The organism is Agrobacterium sp. MS2 (assembly GCF_003261015.1).
Lineage (GTDB): Bacteria > Pseudomonadota > Alphaproteobacteria > Rhizobiales > Rhizobiaceae > Agrobacterium > Agrobacterium pusense.
The window spans coordinates 169,067-194,416 of sequence record NZ_QLNF01000072.1; the positions used below are offsets into that span (position 1 = coordinate 169,067).

At 57.9% G+C, this 25,350-nt stretch carries 23 protein-coding genes; 17 read left to right on the forward strand and 6 right to left on the reverse strand.

Translation table 11 applies throughout. The features are described from left to right. The first annotated feature begins 34 nt into the window (after positions 1-34). The 7 genes from rseP to lpxB all read left to right on the forward strand — a co-directional run bounded on the left by rseP (position 35) and on the right by lpxB (position 8,117). The gene (gene rseP, locus DOU54_RS19675; protein ID WP_193603410.1) at positions 35-1,156 is read left to right on the forward strand and encodes an RIP metalloprotease RseP; all 1,122 of its coding nucleotides are present in this window, start codon (positions 35-37) and stop codon (positions 1,154-1,156) included. Between the two features lie 199 nt (positions 1,157-1,355). Next, the gene (gene bamA, locus DOU54_RS19680) at positions 1,356-3,680 is read left to right on the forward strand and encodes an outer membrane protein assembly factor BamA (RefSeq protein WP_045534115.1); all 2,325 of its coding nucleotides are present in this window, start codon (positions 1,356-1,358) and stop codon (positions 3,678-3,680) included. Positions 3,681-3,729: 49 nt separating this feature from the next. Continuing rightward, positions 3,730-4,797 carry a UDP-3-O-(3-hydroxymyristoyl)glucosamine N-acyltransferase gene (lpxD, locus tag DOU54_RS19685; protein ID WP_045534116.1) on the forward strand — a complete coding sequence of 356 codons (1,068 nt, stop codon included), beginning with the start codon at positions 3,730-3,732 and terminating at the stop codon, positions 4,795-4,797. Then, entirely contained in the window at positions 4,790-5,257 is a 468-nt protein-coding gene (gene fabZ / locus DOU54_RS19690; protein ID WP_004441570.1) for a 3-hydroxyacyl-ACP dehydratase FabZ, read from the forward strand. The genes lpxD and fabZ overlap by 8 nt, the downstream gene beginning before the upstream one ends. Beyond that, positions 5,254-6,069, forward strand: a complete 816-nt coding sequence (gene lpxA / locus DOU54_RS19695; protein WP_006697564.1) for an acyl-ACP--UDP-N-acetylglucosamine O-acyltransferase — start codon at positions 5,254-5,256, stop codon at positions 6,067-6,069. The genes fabZ and lpxA overlap by 4 nt, the downstream gene beginning before the upstream one ends. Before the next feature lie 3 nt (positions 6,070-6,072). Further along, on the forward strand, positions 6,073-6,939 hold the full coding sequence (locus DOU54_RS19700) for an LpxI family protein (RefSeq protein ID WP_193603404.1): 867 nt from the start codon (positions 6,073-6,075) through the stop codon (positions 6,937-6,939). Then, entirely contained in the window at positions 6,936-8,117 is a 1,182-nt protein-coding gene (gene lpxB, locus DOU54_RS19705) for a lipid-A-disaccharide synthase (protein WP_077987096.1), read from the forward strand. The genes DOU54_RS19700 and lpxB overlap by 4 nt, the downstream gene beginning before the upstream one ends. A gap of 123 nt (positions 8,118-8,240) precedes the next feature. On the opposite strand, the gene gltA is transcribed toward lpxB, so the two are convergent. Next, positions 8,241-9,530: a citrate synthase gene (gltA, locus tag DOU54_RS19710; protein ID WP_006697561.1), complete on the reverse strand. Its 1,290-nt coding sequence runs from the start codon at positions 9,528-9,530 to the stop codon at positions 8,241-8,243. Positions 9,531-9,792: 262 nt separating this feature from the next. Between gltA and DOU54_RS19715 the strand changes: the two genes are divergently transcribed. Beyond that, on the forward strand, positions 9,793-12,267 hold the full coding sequence (locus DOU54_RS19715) for a ComEC/Rec2 family competence protein (protein WP_286079943.1): 2,475 nt from the start codon (positions 9,793-9,795) through the stop codon (positions 12,265-12,267). Positions 12,268-12,286: 19 nt separating this feature from the next. On the opposite strand, the gene DOU54_RS19720 is transcribed toward DOU54_RS19715, so the two are convergent. Further along, the gene (locus DOU54_RS19720; protein WP_113381079.1) at positions 12,287-12,964 is read right to left on the reverse strand and encodes a glutathione S-transferase family protein; all 678 of its coding nucleotides are present in this window, start codon (positions 12,962-12,964) and stop codon (positions 12,287-12,289) included. A 252-nt stretch (positions 12,965-13,216) separates the two neighbouring features. Next, positions 13,217-13,939, reverse strand: coding sequence for a transcriptional repressor LexA (lexA, locus tag DOU54_RS19725; RefSeq protein WP_004441588.1), 723 nt, complete (start codon positions 13,937-13,939; stop codon positions 13,217-13,219). 671 nt (positions 13,940-14,610) lie between these two features. Here lexA and DOU54_RS19730 point away from each other — a divergent pair. The 9 genes from DOU54_RS19730 to DOU54_RS19770 all read left to right on the forward strand — a co-directional run bounded on the left by DOU54_RS19730 (position 14,611) and on the right by DOU54_RS19770 (position 21,988). Further along, positions 14,611-15,627: a PilN domain-containing protein gene (locus tag DOU54_RS19730; protein WP_146617388.1), complete on the forward strand. Its 1,017-nt coding sequence runs from the start codon at positions 14,611-14,613 to the stop codon at positions 15,625-15,627. Further along, positions 15,624-16,220 carry a type II secretion system protein GspM gene (gspM, locus tag DOU54_RS19735; RefSeq protein WP_113381081.1) on the forward strand — a complete coding sequence of 199 codons (597 nt, stop codon included), beginning with the start codon at positions 15,624-15,626 and terminating at the stop codon, positions 16,218-16,220. Before DOU54_RS19730 ends, gspM begins: the two co-directional genes overlap by 4 nt. After that, on the forward strand, positions 16,217-16,786 hold the full coding sequence (locus tag DOU54_RS19740) for a hypothetical protein (RefSeq protein ID WP_113381082.1): 570 nt from the start codon (positions 16,217-16,219) through the stop codon (positions 16,784-16,786). Before gspM ends, DOU54_RS19740 begins: the two co-directional genes overlap by 4 nt. Beyond that, positions 16,776-17,675, forward strand: a complete 900-nt coding sequence (locus DOU54_RS19745) for a hypothetical protein (RefSeq protein WP_113381083.1) — start codon at positions 16,776-16,778, stop codon at positions 17,673-17,675. Before DOU54_RS19740 ends, DOU54_RS19745 begins: the two co-directional genes overlap by 11 nt. A gap of 143 nt (positions 17,676-17,818) precedes the next feature. Continuing rightward, positions 17,819-19,288 carry a GspE/PulE family protein gene (locus DOU54_RS19750; RefSeq protein ID WP_502695981.1) on the forward strand — a complete coding sequence of 490 codons (1,470 nt, stop codon included), beginning with the start codon at positions 17,819-17,821 and terminating at the stop codon, positions 19,286-19,288. A gap of 1 nt (position 19,289) precedes the next feature. Continuing rightward, positions 19,290-20,501 carry a type II secretion system F family protein gene (locus tag DOU54_RS19755; RefSeq protein ID WP_113731743.1) on the forward strand — a complete coding sequence of 404 codons (1,212 nt, stop codon included), beginning with the start codon at positions 19,290-19,292 and terminating at the stop codon, positions 20,499-20,501. A 23-nt stretch (positions 20,502-20,524) separates the two neighbouring features. Beyond that, positions 20,525-20,986: a prepilin-type N-terminal cleavage/methylation domain-containing protein gene (locus DOU54_RS19760; protein ID WP_286079945.1), complete on the forward strand. Its 462-nt coding sequence runs from the start codon at positions 20,525-20,527 to the stop codon at positions 20,984-20,986. A 31-nt stretch (positions 20,987-21,017) separates the two neighbouring features. Next, entirely contained in the window at positions 21,018-21,347 is a 330-nt protein-coding gene (locus DOU54_RS19765; protein WP_146617389.1) for a hypothetical protein, read from the forward strand. Positions 21,348-21,361: 14 nt separating this feature from the next. Further along, positions 21,362-21,988 carry a prepilin-type N-terminal cleavage/methylation domain-containing protein gene (locus DOU54_RS19770; RefSeq protein ID WP_113381088.1) on the forward strand — a complete coding sequence of 209 codons (627 nt, stop codon included), beginning with the start codon at positions 21,362-21,364 and terminating at the stop codon, positions 21,986-21,988. Positions 21,989-22,023: 35 nt separating this feature from the next. Here the strand turns inward: DOU54_RS19770 and gspG are convergent, their stop codons facing one another. Genes gspG through gspD form a run of 3 tightly spaced genes read right to left on the reverse strand, consistent with a single transcriptional unit; the run spans position 22,024 to position 25,089 of the window. Continuing rightward, entirely contained in the window at positions 22,024-22,473 is a 450-nt protein-coding gene (gspG, locus tag DOU54_RS19775) for a type II secretion system major pseudopilin GspG (protein WP_113381089.1), read from the reverse strand. A gap of 7 nt (positions 22,474-22,480) precedes the next feature. After that, positions 22,481-22,969: a prepilin peptidase gene (locus DOU54_RS19780; protein ID WP_113381090.1), complete on the reverse strand. Its 489-nt coding sequence runs from the start codon at positions 22,967-22,969 to the stop codon at positions 22,481-22,483. Next, on the reverse strand, positions 22,969-25,089 hold the full coding sequence (gene gspD / locus DOU54_RS19785; RefSeq protein ID WP_193603406.1) for a type II secretion system secretin GspD: 2,121 nt from the start codon (positions 25,087-25,089) through the stop codon (positions 22,969-22,971). Before gspD ends, DOU54_RS19780 begins: the two co-directional genes overlap by 1 nt. Between the last annotated feature and the right edge of the window lie 261 nt (positions 25,090-25,350).

Consider the following 25,350-nt stretch of genomic DNA (forward strand, 5'->3'; position numbering starts at 1 on the left):
ACGACATGAAGGGCAGATTGTCATGAACACAGTAATGGCGGCGACCGGCTTTTTGACCGGCTATATCGTGCCCTTCATCCTGGTGCTTTCCCTTCTCGTTTTTGTCCACGAGATGGGGCATTATCTCGTCGGTCGCTGGTGCGGCATCCGTTCCACGGCATTCTCCGTCGGCTTCGGCCCCGAGCTGCTCGGTTTCACCGACAAGCGCGGGACGAGATGGAAGATTTCAGCCATACCACTGGGCGGCTACGTGAAATTCTTCGGCGATGAAGACGCAGCGAGCAAGCCGGACAGCTCGGGCCTGTCCCATATGACGCTGGAGGAGAGGGCGCAGACGCTTTCCGGTGCAAAACTGTGGAAAAGGGCGGCGACCGTCGCTGCGGGCCCGATCGCAAACTTCATCCTCGCGATTCTCATCTTCGCAGTACTCTTCGGCATTTACGGCCGGATGATCGCCGATCCCGTCGTTGCAGAGGTGCGTGAAAACAGTGCCGCTGCCGCTGCGGGCGTGCGCCCCGGCGACCGTCTGGTGGCGATTGATGGCGAAAAAGTGGTGACCTTCGAAGATGTCCGCCGTTATGTCGGCATCCGGCCCGGCACGCCTATCACGGTCACCGTCGAGCGGGCAGGCGAGGAGCTCAAGCTGCCGATGGTGCCGACCCGGACCGAAACCACCGACCAGTTCGGCAACAAGCTGGAAATGGGCATCATCGGCATTGTCACCGACCAGACCAGCGGTAATTTCCGTCACATCGAATATTCGCCGTCGCAGGCGCTTCTGGAAGGTGCGCGCGAGACAGGCCACGTCATCACCGGCACATTCAATTATATCGGCAATCTCGTTACCGGCCGCATGAATGCCGATCAGCTCGGCGGCCCGGTGCGGGTCGCGCAGGCTTCCGGCCAGATGGCGACGCTTGGCATTTCCGCCGTGATTCAACTTGCAGCCGTTTTGTCGGTATCGATCGGGCTCCTCAATCTGATGCCCGTCCCGGTTCTGGACGGCGGACATCTCGTGTTCTACGCCATCGAGGCCATCCGCGGCAGGCCGCTGGGAGCGGGCGCGCAGGAGGTTGCCTTCCGCATCGGCATGGCGATGATTTTGGGTCTTATGGTTTTTGCAACATGGAATGATATCAGCAGCTTGATTGGCTGAGGATTGTGTTTTAACGGTTTTGTTAGTCGGTTGTTTACCTTGTTTTTATGCCAAAGTGGCGAATGAGCCACTCTGGAGCACGAAGTAAACAGAATTTAACGTTCGCGCTTGCTTGTAGGGGAAAAGCAGGTAAAACGACGCACATGGCCGGAGTCGGGTTCCGCCCGCTGAGGGACAACGTAAAAAGGTAAGAATTGAAATGAAGGCTGGTTCAAGATTTTTGAACGCTGTGTCGGCGGTTGCTCTGTCTGCCGGTGTTTCTTCGGTTGCGGGCCTTGGTGTGCTTGCCTCTGCTGGCGTTGCACACGCAGCCGTCATCAGCAGAATCGACGTTCGCGGCGCCGAAAGATCGGGTGCGGATTCGGTTCGTTCCAACATCACCATTGCGCCCGGCAAGAACTTTTCCAATTCGGACATCGATGAATCGGTGAAGCGTCTTTACGCCACCGGTTACTTCTCGAATGTTTCCATGCGCGTTTCGGGCAGCACGCTTGTCGTGACCGTCAACGAGAACCAGCTCGTGAACCAGGTAGTCTTCAACGGCAACCGCAAGATCAAGGACGACAAGCTCGCCGGCATCGTGCAGACGCAGTCGCTCGGCCCGTTCAATCAGGCCATCGTGACGGCGGATATTGCCCGCATCAAGGAAGCCTATGCCGCTATCGGCCGCAGCGATGTCGAAGTCACCACCCAGACGGTTTCCGTCGGTCAGGGTCGCGTGAACATCGCTTTCGTCATCAATGAAGGTGAGCGTACCAAGATCGGCCGCATCGACTTCGTGGGCAACAATGCCTACAGCGATGGTCGTCTGGCTGCTGTCATCAATACCAAGAAGTCCAACATGCTGTCATTCCTGACGCGTAAGGACGTCTACAACGAGGACAAGCTGCGCGCCGACGAAGAGGCGCTGCGCCAGTTCTATTACAACCGCGGTTACGCCGACTTCCGGGTCGTTGGTTCCGAGGCTGTGCTTGATGAGTCCAAAAACGAGTACAACATCACCATCACGGTCGATGAAGGTCAGCGTTACAACTTCGGCAACGTCGCGGTCGAATCGACCGTTCCGGGTGTTGAGGGTTCGGAGCTTCAGGGCCTCGTTGAGACCCGCCAGGGCGCAAGCTACAGCGCCAAGGAAGTTCAGCAGAGCATGGAGGCGATTTCCAAGCGCGTCGCCGGTGAAGGTTATCCTTTCGCCCGTGTAACGCCGCGCGGCGACCGCGACATGTCCGGCAACACCATTGGCGTGACCTACATCGTTGATCAGGGCGAGCGCGCTTACGTCGAGCGTATCGAAATCCGTGGCAACACCCGCACGCGTGACTATGTCATTCGTCGCGAATTCGATATTTCTGAAGGCGATGCGTTCAACCAGACGGTTATCACCGCTGCCAAGCGTCGTCTGGAAGCGCTGGGTTACTTCTCGAAGGTCAATATCTCGACCGCCGGCGGCAGCGCGCCTGACCGCGTCGTGATCGTGGTTGACGTTGAAGATCAGTCGACCGGTTCGTTCGGTATCGGCGCCGGTTATTCGCAGAACGACGGTGTTCTGCTCGAAGCCTCCATCGAAGAAAAGAACTTCCTCGGCCGCGGTCAGTATATCCGTCTCGCTGCCGGTGCGGGTGAAGACGATGCGCGTAGCTACACGCTGTCCTTTACCGAGCCTTATTTCCTCGGCTACCGCCTTGCTGCAGGTTTCGACCTGTTCAAGAGCCAGAGCCGCAGCGAAGATTATTACGACTACGACGAGCAGGGCTTCTCGCTGCGCGTGACCGCGCCTATCACCGAGGATCTTTCGACGACGTTCAAGTATACCTACAAGCAGCTCAACTATGATGGTGAGGGTGACTGGGAGACCGGTAGCAACCTTGCTGCACCTTATAAGGACCTGATCCGCGGTGGCGATTGGACGCAGTCCATCATCTCCAACACGCTGAACTACAATACGCTTGACGACCGCAACATGCCGCGTGAAGGCTGGCAGGCTGCTTTGACGAACGAATTTGCCGGTCTGGGTGGCGATTCCGAATATTACAAGATCTACGCCAAGGCGCGCTTCTTCTATACCCTGTCGGATGAGTACGACGTCATCGGCTCGCTCACCGGTCAGGCCGGTCACGTGATGCCGACGGGCGACAATCTGCTGGTATTCGATCAGTTCAAGTTCGGCGGACGTCAGGTGCGCGGCTTCAAGAACGATGGTATCGGTCCGCGCATCGGTTCCGACTCCATCGGCGGCACGACCTATTTCGCCGCCTCTGCTGAAGTCACGGCTCCGATGCCTGGCGTTCCCGAGGATTTCGGTCTGCGTCTTGCTGGTTTCGTCGATGCCGGTACGCTTTACGGCAATAAGGTCGCCAACAGCGCCGGTGTAAAGGATGACAATTCCATCCGCGCATCCGCCGGTATTGGCGTGATGTGGGCGTCGCCCTTCGGTCCGATCCGTGTAGACTACGCGGTTCCGATCGCCAAGGAAGACTACGACGAGGAACAGCGTTTCCGGTTTGGCATGTCCAACACTTTCTGATATCGGCAGTCCAGAACTGCAACTTTGAACGTTCTGGAGTTTCCGGCTAATGGAATACAACGCGTTTTTTCCGCCCCACGAGGGACTGCGATTGAAAGACATCGCAGACCGCTTTGGGGCGGAACTGTCTGATGAGGCGGCGGGAGAGCGGATTATCAGGTCCGTTTCTCCGGTCTATCGGGCAAAACCCGATCAGCTCTGCTATATCCTTTCGCGCAAGAACCGCGATGAGCTGCAGACCTGCGAAGCCGCCGCCGTCATTTGTGACGCTGCCCTCGTGGACATGCTTCCGTCCGACATCCCCGCGCTGATATCGAAAAATCCACACACGCTGTTTGCCCAGGTTGGTGCTTTGCTGCACCCCTCGGCGATGCGTCCGGGTCCGATCGCGCGGATGGAAAGCGAAATTTCTCATGCTGCGCATGTCGATCCTTCCGCGAAGCTGGAAGCGGGCGTCATTGTCGAGGCGCTCGCAGTGATCGGCGCCGGCGCTCATATCGGTGCTGGTACGCGGATCGGGCCCGGTGTCGTCATCGGGCAGGATGTACAGATCGGACGCGATTGCACCATTGCAGGCGGCGCAAGCGTTCTTGCCGCGCTCATCGGTAATAATGTGATTATCCACAATGGTGCGCGCATCGGGCAAGACGGTTTCGGTTATGCCCCCGGTCCACGCGGCATGCTGAAGATCGTCCAGATTGGCCGTGTCATCATCCAGGACAATGTCGAGATCGGCGCGAACACCACGATCGATCGCGGCACCATGGATGACACGGTGATCGGCGAAGGCACCAAGATCGACAATCAAGTCCAGATTGGCCACAACGTTCGCATCGGCCGCCATTGCGGCATCGTCAGCAAGGTCGGCATTGCGGGCAGCACCCGTATCGGCGACGGTGTGATGATTGGTGGTGCGGCAGGCATCAATGGCCATATCAACATTGGCGACGGCGTGCAGATCGCTGCCATGAGCGGTGTTGTGGCGGACGTGCCGGCAGGCGCCCGTTATGGCGGAACGCCTGCACGACCGATGAAATATTTCCTGCGCGACATGGCCGAAATTCTGGCACGCGCTGAAGGGCGTGATAAAAAAACAGGAGAGAAAAACAATGACTGAAGAAACGAAGACGACGCTCGGCGCGGCTGACATTCTGGAAGTCATGAAGCTTCTGCCGCATCGTTACCCATTCTTGCTAATCGACAAGATCATCGATATTGACGGTAACAATTCGGCGACCGGCATCAAGAACGTGACGGTCAACGAACCGCATTTCACCGGCCACTTCCCGGACCGGCCGATCATGCCGGGTGTTCTGATCGTCGAAGCCATGGCCCAGACGGCAGGTGCAATATGCGCCCGCAGTCAAGGTGAGGGCGGCCATCTGGTCTACTTCATGACAATCGACAACGCCCGTTTCCGCAAACCCGTGATCCCCGGCGATCGTCTGGAAATCCACGTCGTCAAGCAGCGCCAGCGCGGCAATGTCTTCAAATTCCATTGCGAGGCGAAGGTGGATGGTGCGCTGGTGGCGGAGGCTGATGTCGGCGCCATGATGATCCCCGAGGACCAGCAATGAGCACGATTGCCGCCTCGGCCAGAATTCACCCCACCGCCGTGATCGAAGATGGCGCGGTGATCGGTGAAAACGTCGTCATCGGTGCGCTGAGCTACGTCGGCGCGAAAGTCACGCTGCATGATGATGTCCGGCTGCACAATCATGCCGTTGTATCCGGCCTGACGGTCATCGGCCGTGGATCGGTCGTCCACCCCATGGCGGTCATCGGCGGAACGCCGCAGGCGGTTCGCCACGACGGTTCTGAAACCACGCTCGAAATCGGCGAGCGCTGCATCATGCGCGAAGGCGTCACCATGAACGCCGGCAGCTCTGATGGCAGCGGCAAGACGATCGTCGGTAACGACAATCTGTTCCTTGCCAACTCACATGTGGCGCATGATTGCCGCCTTGGCGACCACATCATCCTGTCCAACAATGTGATGCTGGCCGGCCATGTGACGATCGAGGACCGCGCCATTCTCGGCGGCGGCTGTGCTGTTCACCAGTTCACCCGCATTGGCCGTCAGGCCTTCATCGGCGGGCTGTCCGCGGTCAATTACGATGTCATTCCCTATGGCATGCTGAATGGCAATCCCGGCATTCTCGGCGGCCTTAATGTCGTTGGCATGACGCGTGCCGGCATTGAGCGCGCAGATATCCACAAGGTCCGGCGCGTCTTCAAGCAGATTTTCGAGGCAGAAGGCACTATCCGCGGCAATGCGGCAGCGATCGACCGCAGCGAATATCTGGATTGCCCGCAGGCGCTAGAAATCATCGATTTCATTGGAGTGGACAGCGACCGCGCGATCTCTTCCCCCAACCGGGGCAAGTGAGCCGTGACAGGCGGCGGGCGTCTCGCCATTGTGGCCGGCAGCGGCCAGTTGCCGCTTTACGTGGCGAACGCCGCCCGTGAGATGGGAGAGGATCCTTTCATCGTGCGGCTGCGCGATGATTCCCGCTTCGACTGGAGCGGTTTCGACAACGCCGTCATCTCCGTCGGAGACGTCGCCGGGCTTGGCCGGCTGCTGCGTGAGAACCGGGTGGATCGTGTCGTACTCTCCGGGGCCGTGGCGCGGCGGCCGGAATGGCGTGAAATCCGCCCCACCGTCGCCATCCTGCTAAAACTGCCATCCATCGTCAAAACGCTGTTGTCGGGCGGCGATGACGCCGTTCTGCAGATGGTCATAAAGATCATCGGCACGCTCGGTGCGAAAGTCATCGGCGCGCATGAGATCGCTCCAGGCCTCTTGGCCACGACTGGCGCTTTCGGCACGCAAAAACCGGCCGAAGACGACTTGAAGGACATACGCAAGGCGGCTGAGGCGGCGCTTGCGCTCGGCAAACTTGATGTCGGGCAGGGCGCGGTCTCTGTCGGCGGCCGCATCGTGGCGCTTGAGGGCGTTGAAGGCACGGACGCAATGTTACTGCGCGTCGCGGCATTGCGCTCGGAGGGACGCATCTCGCCCCGCCGCCGGGGCGTGCTGGTCAAGCTCTGCAAACCGCAGCAGGATATACGCGCCGATCTGCCGACAATCGGGATCGAAACTGTCGAAAATGCTCAAAAGGCCGGGCTTGCGGGCATTGCCGTCGAAGCCGGACGCGCACTGGTGCTTGATCGTGACGCGATGTTGAAAGCTGCCGATCAGGCGGGCATATTCGTCTGTGGCATCGATACGTCACTTCGCGGAGACATGATGGAATGACGGAGAGATTGAAGGTGGCGGTCATCGCCGGCGAAGTGTCGGGCGATCTTCTCGGCGCGGATCTGATCCGGGCCCTCAAGGCCCGATATCCCGGTTCGATCGAACTTGTCGGCGTCGGCGGCGAGGCGCTCGAGGGGCAGGGGCTCACTTCTCTTTTCGATTATTCCGAACTCTCGATCATGGGGTTCACGCAGGTCCTCAAGAAACTGCCCAAACTGATCGGCCTGATCAACCGGGCGGCTGAGGCGGTGATACGGGAAAAACCGGATGTCCTTTTGATCATCGACAGCCCGGATTTCACCCATCGAGTGGCGAAAAAAGTCCGCAAGGAACTGCCGCATCTCCCGGTCGTCAATTATGTGTGCCCGAGCGTCTGGGCCTGGAAAGAACATCGCGCAACGGCGATGTTATCCTATGTGGACCATGTCCTGGCTCTCCTGCCATTTGAGCCGGAGGCGATGCGCAGTCTCGGAGGCCCGCCGACCACATTCGTCGGCCATCGCCTCAGCGTCGATCCGGACGTCCTCGCGGTGCGTCGGAAGCGGGCAGAACGGCCACTTCCAGCGGAGGGGCGGCCGAAGACGATTCTTCTTCTGCCCGGGTCGCGTTCCACCGAGACCACCAGGCTGATGGAGCCGTTCCAGCACGCGGCGAAGGCTTTTGTGGAACGGAATGGTCCGACGCGGTTCCTGCTGCCCACCGTTCCACGTCAGGAACATCGCATCCGCGAACTGGCGGCGTCTTGGCCGCAGGAAATCAGACCCGAAATCGGCATCGATCCTGCTTTCAAGTGGAACTCCTTTGCGGAAGCCGATGCGGCTATCGCAGCGTCAGGCACGGTCATTCTTGAGTTGGCTCTTGCCGGCGTGCCGACCATATCTGTCTACAAGACCGACTGGATTTTCACCATGCTGAGCAAGCGGGTGAAGACCTGGACGGGTGCGCTACCCAACCTCATTGCCGATTATGCTGTCGTCCCGGAGTATTTCAACGAGGTGGTCAGGGCCGGGTCGATGCTGCGTTGGGCGGAACGCCTGTCATCCGATACAATTGAGCGGAAGGCCATGCTCGAAGGTTATGCTCTGGTGCAGCAACGTCTGCGCACGGATGTCCCGCCCGGCGAAACCGGCGCGGCTATTCTCCTCGAGGTCGTGAACGCCCGCAGACAGCGAGGTTGAAGCCCCATCTGTGTCAGGGCCTGTGTTGCCGCCGGTCCCACCGCGTGTATCCCAATCCACAATGGCAAGCAAAAAGGCCGGCGAGTAAAACTCGCCGGCCTTTGATGTGACGTGGTTTGCCGATTAACGCTTGGAAACCGGAACGTAGTCGCGTTTGCCGGCACCCGTGTAAAGCTGGCGCGGACGGCCGATGCGCTGCTGCGGATCTTCGATCATTTCGTTCCACTGTGCGATCCAGCCAACGGTGCGGGCGAGAGCGAAGAGGACGGTAAACATGGTCGTGGGGAAGCCGAGCGCCTTCAGCGTGATGCCCGAATAGAAGTCGACATTCGGGTAAAGCTTCTTTTCGACAAAATACGGGTCGGAAAGGGCGATCTTTTCCAGTTCCAGCGCGACCTGCATGATCGGATCGTCGGAATTGCCAGTGGCTTCCAGCACTTCATACATCGTCTTCTGCATGATCTTGGCGCGCGGGTCGTAGTTCTTGTAGACGCGGTGACCAAAGCCCATCAGGCGGAACGGGTCGTTCTTGTCCTTGGCGCGGGCGATATATTCCGGAATGCGGTCAACCGAGCCGATTTCATTGAGCATGTTGAGCGCCGCTTCGTTGGCGCCGCCGTGTGCCGGACCCCAGAGGCAGGCAATGCCGGCCGCAATACAGGCGAACGGGTTGGCGCCCGACGAACCGGCAAGACGCACCGTGGAGGTGGAGGCATTCTGTTCGTGATCGGCATGCAGAATGAAGATGCGGTCCATGGCGCGGGCCAGAACCGGATCGACCTTGTATTCCTCGCACGGCACGGCAAAGCACATGTGCAGGAAGTTGGAGGCGTAATCCAGATCGTTCTTCGGGTAAACGAAGGGCTGGCCGATATGGTACTTGTAGGCCATCGCGGCGATCGTCGGCATCTTGGCGATCATGCGAAGCGATGCGACCATGCGCTGATGCGGATCGGTGATGTCGGTCGAGTCGTGGTAAAAGGCCGAGAGAGCACCGACCGTGCCGCACATGACGGCCATCGGATGCGCGTCGCGACGGTAGCCGGTGAAGAAGCGGCTCATCTGCTCGTGCACCATGGTGTGGCGCGTGACGCGGGTATCGAAATCTTTCTTCTGTGCCGCCGTCGGCAGTTCGCCGTAAAGCAGCAGATAGCAGGTTTCCAGGAAGTCGCCCTGTTCGGCGAGCTGTTCGATGGGGAAGCCACGGTGCAGGAGAACACCTTCGTCACCGTCGATATAGGTGATCTTGGATTCGCAGGAGGCCGTCGACGTGAAACCCGGGTCGTAAGTGAAGGAGCCCGTGTGTTTGTACAGCGTGCCGATATCGACGACGCTCGGCCCGATCGTGCCTTCCCTGACAGGGAGTTCGACCTGTTTGTCGCCAAGTGTCACTGTAGCGCTTTTTTCCGTCATACTGATCCTCCGAAAACATGCGGGTGGGGGCGTTGAGACACGCCCCGCGGTTAAGCGTCTACCGATTAGCTATATGATCCTGTCGCAGATGCCAAGCTATCCAAAGGTCAAATTGTGCATTGCGGCAAACGCAAATGCGTTGCTTTTGGCCTCGTCGATCGAAGCAATTCAATCTCGGTCAACGCGCGGTTAAAGGAAAGCATTGCAATCTCGGGCGTCCCTCTGCAAACCTGTTTACGGTGCGGCAGGGGCGCGGCGCAGAATGCTTGGTCAAGGGGAAAAACAGCATTTCGGATATGCCGAAACGATGCAGGGAAACGCCCCCGGCACGGTGGATATCCTGTTTCCGCTGCAGCGGACCGGCGCCGTCGCGATCCCTGTTCTGCCGCCTCTGGTCGACAGGCCCGAACCCGGCGTTTCCGTTTCTCGAAAAGTTGCCGTCTGGCTGACGGAAGAACGCGCATTCGGGCACGATTTTCTTTTCATACCCGTTGCCATCGGTTGCGGAGCGATCCTCTGGTTTTCTCTCGACACCGCGCCTTCCTTGCCCCTTCTGATCGTCGCATTTTTAGTCGCGGCCCCACTGGCGCTTCTCAACCGATACCGCCTTGATGCGGCGGGGAGGGCGTGCAGCCTTGTCGCCCTCTTGTTGCTCGGCATGCTTTTTGCGGAACTGGAAACCCGCCGTGCGGCGACCATCCTTCTGGACACGCCGGTCACCACCACGCTCACCGGCAAGGTGGTGCGCCGGGAGGTGGATGCGCGGGGCGACTGGCGGTATCTGGTGCAGCTCCACTCCACTGAAGCGCCGTCACTAACGCGTCTGCCGGGGAGGGTGTCGCTCCTTGCGCGCGGTGGCGGCGACGCCATGCCGATCGGCGCGACCATACGCGGCAAGGCACGGCTCTCTCCACCGTCCGGACCGGCTTTGCCGGGATTGAACGACTTTGCCTTTTCATCCTATTTCCGGGGCATCGGTGCGACAGGCTTTTTTTACCAGCCGCCCCAGGCGGTGGCGACGGCGGACATTGGGGCCGAGGGTTGGCTGGAGAAGGCCGACATGTGGCTTTATCGCCTGCGTGCCGCCATCGCCGAGCGCATTCGCACGACGATCGGCGGCGATGCGGGTGCCTTCGCTGCATCCATCGTCACCGACGAGAGACAAGCCATATCGCCGGAAACCATGGAGGCGCTGCGGGTCTCGGGGCTGGCTCATATCGTTGCCATATCCGGGCTCAACATGGCCTTGGCATCAGGCATCTTCTTTGTCGGCATGAGGCTCGCATTCAGCCTGTTCCCAGCCTTTGCCCAGCGATGGCCGGTCAAGAAGATATCCGCCTTCGCAGCGCTCCTGATGACACTTTGCTACTATCTGATTTCCGGTTTCGCAGTTTCCGCCGAGCGGGCCTGGCTGATGATGTCGGTGATGCTGATTGCGGTGCTCTTCGATCAGCCCTCGCTCAGCCTGAGAAATGTTGCGCTCTCCGCCCTCGTGATACTGGCGCTGTCCCCGTCCGAAGTGATGGGGCCAAGCTTTCAGATGTCTTTTGCCGCAACGATCGCGCTTGTTTCTGCCTATGCGGCCTGGAGCCGCTGGCGCATTGACCGCGAGCGTCTTTTTAGGGGGCGAAAACCGGTTTGGATGACGGTGGCGCAAACTGCAGGTGCCGTGATCGGCGGCGTTATCACAACGTCGCTGATCGGCGGGCTTTCGACAGCAATCTATTCTGCCGAACATTTCCAGCGTGTCACCACCTATGGACTTTTTGCCAATCTCGCCGCCACCCCGCTCATGTCGCTGATCGTCATGCCCTTCGGTCTGATTGCCATGCTGCTCATGCCGTTCGGGCTCGACGCGCCATTCCTGAAGGTCATGGGCCATGGCATGGCGCTGGTCATAGAGGTCGCGGACGAAGTCGCCTCCTGGGGTGGCAGCGCCGCGACCGGACGTCCGCATGGCTGGTTCATCGGCATCGCCTCGGCTGGCTTCCTGCTGCTAACCCTGCTGCGCAGCCGCCTTGCGCTTTTGGGCATCCCGCCTCTGCTGCTTGCCTTCGGCCTCTCGGCAGCGACATCTCAGCGCGATTTGCCCGATCTCCTCGTTCATGAAGACGGTTCTCTTGTCGCGCTTCTGGACGAGAACACGGTTTACGCCACAAAAGCCCGGCCGCATGGCTTCATCTATGACCAGTGGCAAAGGGCGCTGCTGCTTCCGGAGAAACCGCTCGCGCCCGTTATCCTCAGAAAAGACGTTCCAACCGCGTCCGGCATCGCACTCACCAAGAAATCAAAGCTCACGCGGGACGAAATAAAGGCTGTGGGACGAGACATGGCGGCTGCGTTGAAGGATGCAGCGCCTGGAATTTTTACATGCAAGTCAGGTCGCTGGTGCCTGGCGCGTGCGGAAAGCGGCGAATGGATCATCGTACTGGAAGACGGCCGCCTCGCCGGAAAGGCATGTGACATTGCCGACATCGTCATTGTTTCCCGCAGAACGTCGTTTGCACAGTGTCGCTCGGGCGCGTTACTCCTCAACCGCGACATATTGCGGCGCATCGGTTCCGTGGAGATAGACTTCGCGAGGAGCGATCAGCCCGGCGTTGTCGGTCGGCTACGGGCGTCGACCGCGGGCGCAAACCGCCCGTGGAGTGAACATCGATATTATGACTGGAAAACCGGACGTTTCGACCGTGAATTGCCTGAAACGATCACCCGTCTGCTGGCGGCGTCGCAATGATCGCCACCGGCAAGGATCGTCAGGCCTTTGCGCGTAGATCCGTCGTCAATTCGCCGATTCCGGCGATCTCCTCTTCATGTGCCGCGTCACGCCAGGTCTCCTTCAGTCCCGCCTCATACCATTCGCGCATGGAAGGCAGAGCGAGCAGTCGCTCACAATAGGCTTTTGCCGCAGGAGAAAGGTGTGCGCCATACGTCTGGAAACGGAATGCCACAGGGCAGTAGAAGGCATCCACCGCCGTGAACTTCTGACCGGCGAGATAGGGACCGCCGAAATTCGACAGGCCCTCGCTCCACAACGCATCGACACGCTTTATATCCGCCGCAAGCCCGGCATCGCTGACGTTCGGTCTGACACGAACGCCAACGGACATGGGGTAGAGATTGCGAAGGGACGAAAATCCCGCATGCATTTCGCTTGCTGCCGACCGCGACCATGCTCTCGCATGCTTGTCGCTTGCCCATACCCCTTGATGACGTTCGGCAAGATATTCGGCGATCGCGAGTGACTCCCAAATCGTCACCCCATCATCGACAAGGCAAGGCACCTTGCCAGTTGGGGAAAAGGTGGAGAATGACACGCCTTCACCAAACGGGACGAGTTTCTCCTCGAAGGCGATACCAAGCGTGCGCATCAGGACCCATGGCCTAAGCGACCAGGAGGAGTAATTCTTGTTGGCGATATAAAGATCGTACATTGCGGGTCTCCTGACTGTGAAGCGGGTTTTTATACCAGCGGCCCTGCCCGGAATATCGCAAAGAATCCATCGCTCCCATAACGCCAATTGATGGGTGGGGCGCCATCCGTGCCGACGTCCTCTGGCAAAGCCGCCTTCGCCGCCTTTAAAAAGAAAAGGCGCATCACTCGAGTGGAATGACGCGCCGTTCATCTTGAAGGCCTGATTTATCGCTCATCGACCGCTCCGGCCTTATCCGGACCGGCAGCAGCATCAATGATACCGGCGGATCAGCCCTACCAGCTTGCCCTGGATTTTAACCCGATCAGGTCCGAAAATGCGGGTTTCATAGGCAGGGTTTGCTGCTTCAAGTGCGATCGAAGCGCCTTTGCGACGGAAGCGCTTCAGCGTCGCTTCCTCGTCATCCACCAGCGCCACGATGATATCGCCGGGATTGGCGGTGTTACCGTTGCGAATGATGACGGTATCGCCATCGAAGATGCCGGCCTCGATCATGGAATCGCCCTTGACCTCGAGCGCGTAATGTTCGCCCGAGCCAAGCATGTCCACCGGAACCGCCACGTCATGCGTATTGTTCTGAATGGCTGAGATCGGCACACCGGCAGCGATCCGGCCCATGACGGGCACGGTTGCCGCGCCTGCTATGTCGTTCGCGGGCGCCTTGGGAGCAGGGGCGGGCTCGGGCATCTTGGGCTTGCCGAGACTGCCTTCAATAACGCTCGGCGAGAAGCCCCGTTGCGGCCTCGCACCCGGCACATAGGCCTCCGGCAGCTTGATCACTTCAAGCGCTCGCGCCCTATTAGGTAGCCGGCGAATGAACCCTCGCTCTTCCAGAGCGGTGATCAGCCGGTGGATGCCGGATTTGGAGGCAAGATCGAGTGCGTCCTTCATTTCATCGAAGGAGGGCGGCACGCCGGACTCTTTCATTCTTTCATGAATGAAGAGAAGCAATTCCTGCTGTTTGCGCGTGAGCATGAGGAAAACACCCTTGAGAATCGTCGTTGAAGTCGCGAAACAAATACAGAACGAACACTATATGTTCCATATGTGTTCCGCAATCCCCTAAAATTTCGTGAACTTGGGGCGAGAAAACAAAACGGGAATGGCACGCCAAGAACCCAGGTAGATAAGCTGGAATGGAAATCATAAGATTTCGTTGTTTTTATTGGATTTTTTCCGAAAATTAGGCGTCGCCAGTCGCTGTATTGGCAAACCTCCATAATGCGTCGTTCTCGCGCAGCAGCTAAGTGGCTAATTACTCGGAATATATTGGGAACCCTATAGCTCATCTGGCCGAAGCATATCACGAAGCAACCCCAGCTTTTCTTGTCGGTCTTCACCGGTGAGTGAGCTTGCGGCGTCCTGCACTTGCCACGACTTACGGGCTTGGCAAAGTGCAGATCGCAGCATATCTGCACAGAGGTGATTTTCTTAATTATCAAATTCCACTATATTATATAGTTAATTGTTTTATAATCATCGCAAATTAGACGTATTTTATAATATATTTATGATGTAATGCGTTTCTGTTTTTTGTGTTTTTCAAGATATGTCTTGAAGTAAATTTGAGATTTTGTCAGGGTAGGGAAAATAACTAAATATTCTCTGATTTATAAGTTCCCGTTGTTGGTGGATAGAGGAGTGGTGTGAGCGGCTACCTTTGGCGAGACATTTTAATTTGGCTTGGAGAGACTCTCTCTAAGAGTACGATTTTAGCAGGTTTTTTCCAGGGTCGTTCGACGCAAGCCGTCACTCTGCATGTTTCTGGTGTCGGGCTTGCCTGCGATATAGGAACGGGTGCGCTCGTTCCAATTGATGTGTCACGTGTACCGGGCCTGCTGGCTGAGATCGAACGGAAGAACGCCGTCGTACTGACAATCGGTGGGGATTGTTATCTGCGAAGAAATCTTGCCTCAAAGAGGTTACCTTTCACACGTGCAAGCGAGTTGTGGTCGCTGGAAATCAGTGAGCGCATGCCTTTTCTGATCGGACAGGTGCATGTTTTCTTTGGTTTCGCTCGCGATGGGCAAGGCACGGATTATTTCATTGTTAAAAAAGAGGTTCTGGAACCGGTCCTCAGCGCCATCCATTCCTCGGGAAGCCGGATTGACCGGATCCTGATGGAAAACGAAGGTCAGGCGGAGGAGGTGTCTCGCGGAAGCGTGCGATCGATAGCGGGTCAGTCGCCCCGTTGGTCAGTGAAAAAGCGTCTGTCAGCCTGCTTTTCCCTTTTGGTGCTTCTGATTTCGATCGCCACATTCGGCCACGCCTATGCACGCACGGTCGAGGCGGGGGCGAGACTTGCGATCCTTGTGGATGAGCGCCGTCGTGAGGCACTAGCGGTCAGGGAGGAGGTCGACGCATTGCAGATGGAGGAGCGGCTGCTTCAGGCCGCGCGGGCGGCGAAAATCAGGACCGTGCCCGCCTCGGCGCTTTGGGAAGAACTGACGCGCATACTGCCGGATTCGACGTGGCTGTCAGATTTAACCCTCCGCGAAGATATGGTCTCAATTGCCGGCTTTTCCAGAGCGGCTGCCGACCTGATCGGTATGCTCGGTGCCTCTCCGGTTTTTCGCGATCCGCGTTTTACGGCACCGGTCACGCGTGTGCCCGGCCAGGATGGTGAGCGTTTCACTATTCACATGAAGGTTGGACGCCAATGACCGATCTCTTGATCCGGGTCATGAACCTTTCAGTGGCTTCGCAACGTGCGATTGCCAGCGCCATCGTTTTTGTAATTGGGGTTGGCATCTCGGCGTTGAGCTGGGTCGCGTTCAGCGTGTTGAACGGGAACGCTGCAGCAATTGAAGAAAACCGCCTCGCGCTCGCCCGCTTCGAGGCGACAATTGCCGTCGGCAGAGCGATGCTGAAGCAGCCGACTATCTCTGCTACCGCTTCCGAATTTCTTGTCGGTGAAAACGAAGCCGTTATACAGGCGAATCTGCAAAACAGACTGAATTCGCTTGCTGGCAGCGCGATGGTAACTGTGCTTTCCTCAGGCGGTATTCCATCTGTCGAACTGGACGGCGTGCGTTACGTAGGCATTCGCGCCAACATGCAAGGATCGTTGAAGGCGATTCATGGCGCCTTGCTGCAACTCGAGACCGGTAAACCTTATCTGATCGTTCGCGAGATGGTGGTTCATGTCGTCAATCAGGGACGATCCCCCGGTCCGGTTGAATTGAGTGTGCAGTTGAGCTTTTTGGGCGCACTTGACCCTACGGCTTCGAACGGGCGAAAGGCGGGCGCGCCATGATCAGACCGTTACTGAAACCTCTGCACTGGGCTGCTCGGTCGGTGACGCTCGCAGTTCTTCTCATGGTCAACTGGTTCTTTTACCGGGAAGCGGTCGATATATCGCCGCTGGCGCCCGGGCCGCTTACGGAAGCGACTACGAAAGGGCAGGCGACCACCGCCCAAAGTCAATTCGGCGGTGACATCAAGATTTCACACACGCTTGCGCGTCCGCTCTTCAGCCAAACTCGGAGAGAATTCGTAGCCGAAACCCCACGGACCACCTCAAAACCGGTAGAGGAAGTCGTTGCGATGAAGCCTATAGACCAAGCGCTTCGACCGCAATTCAGCTTTCAGGGAACGAGACTGTTCGGTTCCCGGGCCAGCGTTCTTGTAGCACTTGATCCGCTACAGCCGGCAATATGGCTCAGTGCTGGCGATCAGCTTCAGGGCTGGGTCGTAGAGGAGGTGGGCAGGGATACGCTCATTCTCGCCAATGGCGAACAGAAGGCGACATATGGGCTCTTTGCGGCCGCGGATAAGACACCTGAAACGGGGAAAGACAAGGGCGTAGCGAATGACCAATGAGGATGCGAGTGGACAGGACGGTTTCGCCCTTGTCGCTGTCCTGGGCCTGTTGCTGGTCGTGTCAGCCATTCTGCTGCCGTTTTCTCTATCTGCGCGACTGCGCGCGCTGACGACTGGCAATGAACTGCGCGCGTATGAGGATCAGACATTAGCGCATGCTCTGGTGTCCTATATCGCCGCCAAGCAAATGTCGGGCGATGGTCGTGACGGAGCGCTTTCAACGGGCGAAAATGCCGGATGCCGATGGGGAGAAAACCGACTTGAAGTGCGGATACAGGACCATGCCGGGCTGATCGACCTTAATGCTGCCGGCCTCGATCTGTTGAACCTGGGTTTCCAATCCCTGGGTTATTCGGGTGACGAAGCGCGATCGCTTTCTCTCGGTGTTCTCCGCTATCGCACTATCGGAGACATGACCACAGGTATGAAGCTGGATATCGAGCTAAACCCCGCTGGTCTTAAACATGCGGCATTCGAAGATGTCGCCGAACTGCACGATTTCCTCGCATTGCGTACCGTTTCCGTCATGCGTCTGGCGGGAACATTTACCGTCCACACGCAAACCGGCACCCTTCAGCCAGATCAGGCGTCCGACGAATTGCGACAGCTTGCCTCAGCGGGTCCGGGGCGGTCCATGCCATTCCTGGTCAACAATGCTGGCCCACGGCGGGCGCTGACCGTTGTCGTCGGCCTCCGGCGCGGAGACAGGCTGGAATTTGGTTATGCCGGCATATTTCGCGTGGCCAATGGTGCTCCGGTCCTCGAGGCCGCCATACCCGGGCTTGAGGAGTTGGCTGAAGACACCCCCGGTCTACCCGGTCGACCCGCTCCCTGCCTGGAACTCCTAGGGCCGACACTGGCGCAGACGGTTGGTGAGATGATCCTGTGACCATCATATTTCCGACTTCGGATGAGTTTATCGCGCATCTCGGCACCAGCTCAAGGTTGACACCCGAGGCGCTTCAAAGGCTGTCCTCCGCCTGGCGCGCCACGGGTCAACCGATCGATGTTGTCATGCGTGAGCTGGGGCTGATGCCGGAAGCCGAACTCGCGCAGGCGATTGCAGATTTCTGCATGATAGGCTGCGCGCAATCGGTTTTCGAAGCAGACAGCCAGTTGCTGGAACGGATCGGTACGGATTTTGCAGCAAGGAATGCACTTCTTCCAATAACAGGCGAGAAAGGAGCGCTCTCCCTCATCGTTGCGGACCCCTTTAGCCGCCCGGCCATAGAAGCGATCGAGTTTTTGATGGGGGGGCGTCTTCCGCTCATTGTCGCGCCGAGATCGACGCTTGAGGAGTTTTTTCGGGTCCGTAATGCCCTGGGAGACGACAGTGACTTTCCCGGGCGCCATGACGTTGCAGGCGAGGAGGATGTCGACCGGTTGCTCGACATTGCGAAAGAGGCGCCGGTCATTCGCTTCGTGTCCAGAATCATTCAGCGGGCCGTCGATGGCAAAGCGACGGATATTCATATCGAGCCTTTTGAGGATAGTGTGAGAATTCGTTTGCGGACAGACGGCATTCTTCAAACCCTGGAGACCGTGCCGAGATCGATGGCGGCCGGTATAAAGAGCCGGATCAAGATATTGTCGCGGCTCAATATTGCGGAGCGACGCTTACCCCAGGACGGGCGGCTGCGGGCATCCGTTCGCGGGCAGGAGATCGATTTTCGAGTCTCCGTGACGCCTAGCGTGCACGGCGAAACCGTTGTCATGCGAATTCTCGACCGCTCGAATGTGCGCCTCGAATTAGGTGCTCTTGGATTTGATCACCAGGCCACTGAGGCGATCGCGGCCATTACGCGCAAACCGAACGGGATATTTCTCGTCACCGGGCCAACGGGTTCCGGCAAGACGACGACACTCTACTCCATTCTAAACGACATCAACGATCCGAGGTGGAAGTTCTTCACGGTCGAAGATCCCGTGGAGTATCGGATGAAGGGAATTACCCAGTTGCAGGTCGATCCGGGGATTGGTCTGACCTTCGCTTCAGCCCTGCGTTCAGTTCTCCGGCAAGACCCTGACGGCATCCTGATTGGGGAAATCCGCGATGAGGAGACGGCCAGAATCGCCGTGCAGGCGGCGCTGACCGGTCATCTTGTTCTTTCAACGCTGCATACCAACAGCGCAGCCGGGGCTATCAGCCGGCTTCGCGACATGGGAATCGAAAGCTACCTTCTTGCCGCAACTTTGCGGGGGATCATCGGCCAGAGGTTGGTTCGCAGGGTGTGCGAGGAATGCCGGCATCACGACAGCGAGACCATGTGTGCCGTTTGCGGCGGCTCCGGTTTGGCGGGACGGCAAGCCGTCTATGAGATCATGGAAATCACGGATGCGTTGCGCGATTCGATTTCCAGAAGAGACGACGAAAGTGCCCTCGAAATGGAGGCACAGCAGATGGGTATGCGAAGCATGCGAGACCATGCCCATGCGCTTGTTTCTGCCGGAGTGACGACATCGAGCGAGGTTTCGCGCGTCATCGACCTTCAGGGAGTCTAGCATGCCGCGATTCCATTATGTGGGTTATACGAGGGATGGATCGAGGCGGCGTGGTTTGATCGAGGCGCCGAGCGCGTCGGAGGCGACACAACGGCTCAAGGCCGACGGGGTTCGTGTCCTGCAACTTGGTCTGTCGGCGGAACGGGCGGAGCGCCGGCCTGTTCGATTGCCGCCATTTCTTGAGCGGCGTGTCGATCTGCAGCGCTTCTTCTATGATCTCGCGCTGCTCATGGAGGCGGGGCTGGGTTTGGACCGTGCTCTGAAAGCAATCGCAGAGGAGACAGGCAACGGGGGCAATCAAGCGCTCGCGGCGGAATCGCTCGCACGCCTCTCAAACGGCATGAGCCCATCGGAAGCGTTTGCGCGGATGGAAGAGGATAGTCCGGGAATATCTGCGCTGATTTTGAGCGCTGAACACACGGGTAAACTCCATGTCGTCTGCGCCGTTATCGCAGCCGACCTCGACATGCGTCGCAACGGGAGAAGTCAAATGCTGGAAGCGCTCACCTATCCGGCGTTCCTTCTCCTGCTGACGTTCGCCGCCTTGGCGATCGTCACGATCTTCCTCGTGCCGGCCGTTTTACCGGTCTTTGAAGGCGCAAACGCGCGTCCTCCGCCACTGATCCGGGTACTGGATGCAATCGGCACGGCAATGCGGACTTGGGCTTTGCCGGCTGCGCTCGTCGTGGCTTTTCTGTTGCTTTTTACCTTCCGCAAGAGCGGTCGGCAAAGGCTTCGGTCTTTCGCGACGCGGCTCGTGCTGGTGACGCCTATGATCGGCGATCTCGTTCGAAAACAGGGGCTGGCGCGGTATATGCGCAGCCTCGCGCTCCTGCTCGGTAATGGCGTCGCGATGCAGAAGGCTCTCGTCCTGTCGGCGAAGGTGTGCCCTATTCCATCCTACAGAGCTGTACTTGAGGCGATGCGCGAGCGTGTGGTTGGAGGCGAGCGTCTTTCGGAAGCGCTGCTGGAGGCGCGGATTTTTCCGCGTTCTGTTTCCTCGCTGGTGGCTATTGGCGACGAGGTAAACAGCTTGCCACGCGTTCTTGAGCGGTCGGCCGCGCTTCTGGAGGAGGAGGCGATGCGGATGCAGAAGACGATGCTCGGTCTCATGACGCCATGCATCACCATCTTCATGGGCTTGCTGATAGGTGCCCTCGTGGTCTCGGTGATGAGCGCGTTGCTGAGCATAAACCAGATGAGCACAATATGAGATATCGCGTCGAAGGGGCGGCTATGCTCGCTGAAGAGGACGGCTTTTCACTCGTGGAGATGATCGTCGTCGTCGCGATTTTGTCGATGACCGCGATGATCGCGTTTTTTGGACTCCAAGCAACACAACGTCCCAAATCTCCGGCCGCCTTGGCGAGCGATGTCGCCCAACTGATCCAGTTCGTCCGGCTGGATGCGATCAACAGCCGCCAGCAACGGCCGCTGGTCATCGATATGGTGGCCAGAACGATCTCGAACGAGCGTGGCGACAGGTTACTTTCCGTGCCGGCCCATATGGAAATGACCGTGGTGACCGGTCGCGAACTGGTGCGCGCAGAAAGGCGAGCCACGATTATATTCCTGCCTGATGGTTCATCATCCGGAGGGGAGGTATCCTTCAAGAGCGAGCAGTCGTCGGCTCTCCTGTCCATTCCCTGGCTGACCGGCATTCCTTTCATGAAAAATTCCGGAGGCAATCATGGTTAGGGCCGGGCGGGTATCCGAGGACGGATTTATCTTGGTGGAAGTCCTCTGCGCTTTTGCAATCCTCTCTCTGAGCGCCGTCATCGTGCTCCAGACAATTCAGCTGGGTTCAAAAAGCATCGGATATGCGCGTGAACGGGTTGCGGCGAAGCGGGTGACATCCACGATTGTTTTTCAGAGATTTTTCGACCGTAAAGCGGATAGTGCGAGGGAAGGCATTGTCGGCGGCTTTCAATGGACCGTGACGGGCATTGAGGAGACCGGATGGAATGGCGGGCCGATGTTGGAACGCTTGCGGCTTTTTCGTAACGATGGCTCGCAGGTGGCAGACGTCCTGATTGAGCGCGGGGTCGTCGATCGTTGAAGCGTTGCCGAAGAATGCTGCGGCCTCACAATAGACCGACAGAGCGCGGAGATGCGGGTTTTACCCTTGTCGAGGTACTCGTAACCCTTTCCCTCGTCGCTGCCCTATCGCTCGTGGCGGTCGCGCTGACGTCGCAATTGCGGTCGATCCAGGTCGCGCAGAAAGACAATGACGCGGCAGTCGAACTCGAGGCTTTAGCGGGTACGGTGGAGAGGATGATTGACGCCGCACGATATCTTCCTTTGTCTCAGGACAATCCTCAGAAACGATTTTTGCTGAGAGGAACCGCCGGCAGGATCACTTTTGTCGGCGTCATGCGTGTCGGCGTATCGGCCTTCGGTCTGAGAGATGTCGTTCTTACGCATGACGAGGCGAATGGCAAGCTGGTTCTAGAGCTCTATCCACGGCGTGCGAGCGATGCCGGGCGACTACCGGAAACCCTGACGCTGTCGGAGCAGACCTCCATCAGGTTCTGGTACAAGGGTCGTGAGGATGTTGACGATATAACCCCGTCCGACTGGCGGGATGAATGGTCTGAGCCTGCGGAACTGCCATTAGCCGTTCGCTTTGAGGTGACGACAAGACGCGACCGCCGGGATCGCAGCACGGCGCGTCTGGTGCAGATTCGTGCAGGACGCTGATCCCCGAGGGAGAGGAAGCGATTTACCGTCTGCGATTAAAGTGCGATGTCCGCATCGAGGCCTTCGCCGCCGGCCTTTCCATCCCGCCCAAACGACCCGACTGTCGGCGATGCCGAGCCGGCTGGTGCCCTGTATTGGTAGGGTGCTCCCCAAGGGTCGACCAATGCGGATGATTGCTTGATATAGGGGCCGTTCCAGGCAGTATAGCTTTCGGGGCGCGTGACAAGAGCGTCGAGTCCCTCATCGGCAGAAGGGTAACGACCGATATCTATGTAGAGGAGTTCGAGGGCGGATTGCAGATTTCTCATCTGAACCTTGGCAGTGTCCACCCGCGCCGATCCCAGATAGCCGAGCACCTGCGGTGCGGCGATGGCGGCAACCAGCCCGATAATCGCCAGGACGACAAGCAATTCCACCATTGTGAAGCCGGCTTCGTGCTCGGCGTCATCGCGTGTTTGGTTGGCCGCAGCCCGTAATGTGGTCATGAGCTGTTTAGTCTCCAATCGTGGTGAGGAGGATGGTGTCCGTCATCCAGACGAGGATAAGTGAAAGCCCGAGAAAGGGGGCGAATGGAATGCGAGTATTGCGAAGGTCGAAACGGCAGAATAATGCCGCGGTGATTGCGAAGGTAAGGGCCGTCGCGCTCGCTATAAACAGGTACATTGGGATGCCGATCGGGCCGAGCCACAGCGCGCTTGCTCCGGCAAGCTTGACATCGCCCAGTCCGAGCCCAATGCGTCCGCGCAGCCGTTTATGCAGGGCGCGAATGAGGTTAAGAAGTAACATTGTCGCCAAAGCGCCACAGAGAGCGGCGGCAAGATGGCTGACGCCGAACAGGAACTGGTTGAGAACACCGAGGCCGGCATGAATATAGTTCAGCGTGTTGGGAATTCGCAGCTCATGAATGTCCACCCAGGCGATGCGGATGGTGAGGACGATCATCATAAGGCCGAGAAGCCATTGGACATATGCCAGCTCCATCAAAACGCCAGACGTTTCACGTCCTGATGGAGCTCGTTTGCGCCCCCTCGAACTTTGCGAAGCCCTGAACCGAAGCCGAGCTGTTGACGAAATTCCGCAGTGACTTCCCTGGCCTGCCAGATATCGCGCACGATCCGGGGCTTGATGAAAATGATCAGTTCGGTTTTTGCGATCCGGTCTTCCTTGTTCTTGAAGGCGTTGCCCAAAAGGGGGATCTTGCCGAGCAGTGGCACCTGCGACCGTGTTACGGAATTGTGCTGCTGGATCAGGCCGCCAAGCGCCAGGCTTTCATTGTCACCCACGATCACGCGGGTCGACAGCTTGCGCTGCTGGATGGTTGGCGAATCTATGCCTGAAGTCGTCGTCCGTACGACGTTGGACACTTCCTGTTCGATGTCGAGCATGACGCGTCCGGACGTGTTCACGCGAGGCAGCACTTTGAGAATGACGCCCGTGTCCTTGAGTTCGATGGAACTGACGACGGCGGAATTGCCTGTGACGGTGGAGGTTGATTGCTGTGTGACGATCGGAACCTGATCCCCGACTTGAAGGGTGGCTTTCTGATTATTGAGGGCCGTCAAAGTCGGTGCGGATACGATGTTGACGTCGGTTATGCTCGAAAGGGCGTTGAGCGTTACGCCGACATCGCTTGTCGCGAAGCTCCAGGCGAAACCCGGAAAGGTCGGCGTCGCCGCGCCGCTTGCAATATCGGACAACCCAACGCGGAAGTGGCCGCTTTCGAAAAACCAGCGCAGGCCAAACTTCAGTTGGTCATTCAGCGTTACCTCGGCGATCACAGCTTCGATGAGGATTTGCGTCGGCGTAACATCGAGTTGTCTGAGGAGCAGCTTTACCCGATCATATTCCCGATGCGTGGTTGAGATCAAAAGTGCGTTGTTCTCGGCGTCGGCGACGACGGACGTTTTGACCGCGCTTGCTTCGGAATAGGCGTTTGCGGCCGAAAGGGCGGGTTGCACTGGAGCATTCTTTTCGGTCGTCAGGGCTTCGGCAACAAGGTCGGGCGCGACGGAATTGGCGCCAGATGCGCGGCTCTCCTGTTTGGACAAGACCGCTTGAAGGACCTGCGCCAGTTCCTTGGCCGGTCGATTCTGGATATTATAGACGAAAAGCTGCTCTTCATTGGCGCTCGCCAGCTTTTCGAGCTTTTCTATCCAGCCGGATGCACGCGCAAGATAACTGGCGCGGGACGTCAAAACCAGAACGGCATTCAGGCGTTCGTTGGGAATGAAGCGAATAAGGTTCGAACCGGGGCCGCCCTCCGCTCCGAAAATTGTGGTAAGCTCCTTGGCGACGGCTTCGGGTTGTGATGCCTTGAGCGGATGCAATGCAACAGACATGCCGCGCATCCAGTCCACGTCGAAGGTGGCTATAGCGTCTCTCATAGCCGTAAGGTCGGAACTCGTTCCGGCCAGCATCAGGAGGTTGCGGGTCTTATCCGTCCGCAGGATGGCCCCTTGTCGGCTGATCGGTTCAAGAATACTCTTCATTTCCTCGGCGCCGATATATCGCAACTCAATAACTTGAACACGAACGCCCGGGCCTGCCGGTGTGGAAAGCGGCACCGTGACCGCCGGAGTGGAAAGCATGGCCTCGCTGGCAGGCACGATCTGGTATGTTCCGCCTTTTCGGACGATCGCTGCGCCATTTACGGCCAGCGCAGATTCCATGATGTCTATGAGAGCGTCACGCGACACAGGCTGGCTCGTCTGAAGCGTCACGGTGCCTTTCACGCGGGGATCGACCATATAGGTCGTCTGGAGGATGTCGCCCAGCACGCTCTTGGCCGCCACCGCGACAGAGGCGTCGACAAGATTGAGGCTAAAGCCCTTCTCGCCCGAAGACCGGGTTTCCACTTTGACGGGAGGTCCTTTTGAAGACACAAAACTGTCGGACCCATTTTGAGCCGCGCCAGCGAAGGATGCGGCTGCGCCGCCACCCAGCTGCGAAACCTGGGGCGTCGTTGAGAGAGAAGCTGTCGGATATCCGTGGGTCTGGATACGTTTTAGCCGCTCATCAAACATGTCCCGAACCGGTTCGGACGATTCGCAACTGATAAGAAGAGCGGACAGTGCGACCGCTATTAAGTCGATAACCCTCATTAGACCTGTAACCTTGTGTCGACGCTCTCAAATCTTCACAGCATCAAATAAATAACAATAATAATTCACATTAATCAGTGTAATAATAGCATTTTTCCACAGTTTAGTTTCTTTTTTATCATTGTAATTCATTTATAAAATTATAAATAAATTATATAATTACATATTGGTATTTTATTTTTTTGTATTTATGTCTATAGTATATTTTTACCACTGTGTTGACATCAGGGGTGAATTGGGTTTCTTACTTTAAAAATATCT

Excerpts from the sequence above, each read along its gene's own strand:
- rseP (WP_193603410.1), top strand. The coding sequence starts at position 35 with ATGGCGGCGACCGGCTTTTTGACCGGCTATATCGTGCCCTTCATCCTG.
- bamA (WP_045534115.1), top strand. The coding sequence starts at position 1,356 with ATGAAGGCTGGTTCAAGATTTTTGAACGCTGTGTCGGCGGTTGCTCTG.
- lpxD (WP_045534116.1), top strand. The coding sequence starts at position 3,730 with ATGGAATACAACGCGTTTTTTCCGCCCCACGAGGGACTGCGATTGAAA.
- fabZ (WP_004441570.1), top strand. The coding sequence starts at position 4,790 with ATGACTGAAGAAACGAAGACGACGCTCGGCGCGGCTGACATTCTGGAA.
- lpxA (WP_006697564.1), top strand. The coding sequence starts at position 5,254 with ATGAGCACGATTGCCGCCTCGGCCAGAATTCACCCCACCGCCGTGATC.
- lpxB (WP_077987096.1), top strand. The coding sequence starts at position 6,936 with ATGACGGAGAGATTGAAGGTGGCGGTCATCGCCGGCGAAGTGTCGGGC.
- gltA (WP_006697561.1), bottom strand. The coding sequence starts at position 9,530 with ATGACGGAAAAAAGCGCTACAGTGACACTTGGCGACAAACAGGTCGAA.
- DOU54_RS19715 (WP_286079943.1), top strand. The coding sequence starts at position 9,793 with ATGCTTGGTCAAGGGGAAAAACAGCATTTCGGATATGCCGAAACGATG.
- DOU54_RS19720 (WP_113381079.1), bottom strand. The coding sequence starts at position 12,964 with ATGTACGATCTTTATATCGCCAACAAGAATTACTCCTCCTGGTCGCTT.
- lexA (WP_004441588.1), bottom strand. The coding sequence starts at position 13,939 with ATGCTCACGCGCAAACAGCAGGAATTGCTTCTCTTCATTCATGAAAGA.
- gspM (WP_113381081.1), top strand. The coding sequence starts at position 15,624 with ATGACCGATCTCTTGATCCGGGTCATGAACCTTTCAGTGGCTTCGCAA.
- DOU54_RS19740 (WP_113381082.1), top strand. The coding sequence starts at position 16,217 with ATGATCAGACCGTTACTGAAACCTCTGCACTGGGCTGCTCGGTCGGTG.
- DOU54_RS19745 (WP_113381083.1), top strand. The coding sequence starts at position 16,776 with ATGACCAATGAGGATGCGAGTGGACAGGACGGTTTCGCCCTTGTCGCT.
- DOU54_RS19750 (WP_502695981.1), top strand. The coding sequence starts at position 17,819 with ATGCCGGAAGCCGAACTCGCGCAGGCGATTGCAGATTTCTGCATGATA.
- DOU54_RS19755 (WP_113731743.1), top strand. The coding sequence starts at position 19,290 with ATGCCGCGATTCCATTATGTGGGTTATACGAGGGATGGATCGAGGCGG.
- DOU54_RS19760 (WP_286079945.1), top strand. The coding sequence starts at position 20,525 with ATGCTCGCTGAAGAGGACGGCTTTTCACTCGTGGAGATGATCGTCGTC.
- DOU54_RS19770 (WP_113381088.1), top strand. The coding sequence starts at position 21,362 with ATGCTGCGGCCTCACAATAGACCGACAGAGCGCGGAGATGCGGGTTTT.
- gspG (WP_113381089.1), bottom strand. The coding sequence starts at position 22,473 with ATGACCACATTACGGGCTGCGGCCAACCAAACACGCGATGACGCCGAG.
- DOU54_RS19780 (WP_113381090.1), bottom strand. The coding sequence starts at position 22,969 with ATGGAGCTGGCATATGTCCAATGGCTTCTCGGCCTTATGATGATCGTC.
- gspD (WP_193603406.1), bottom strand. The coding sequence starts at position 25,089 with ATGAGGGTTATCGACTTAATAGCGGTCGCACTGTCCGCTCTTCTTATC.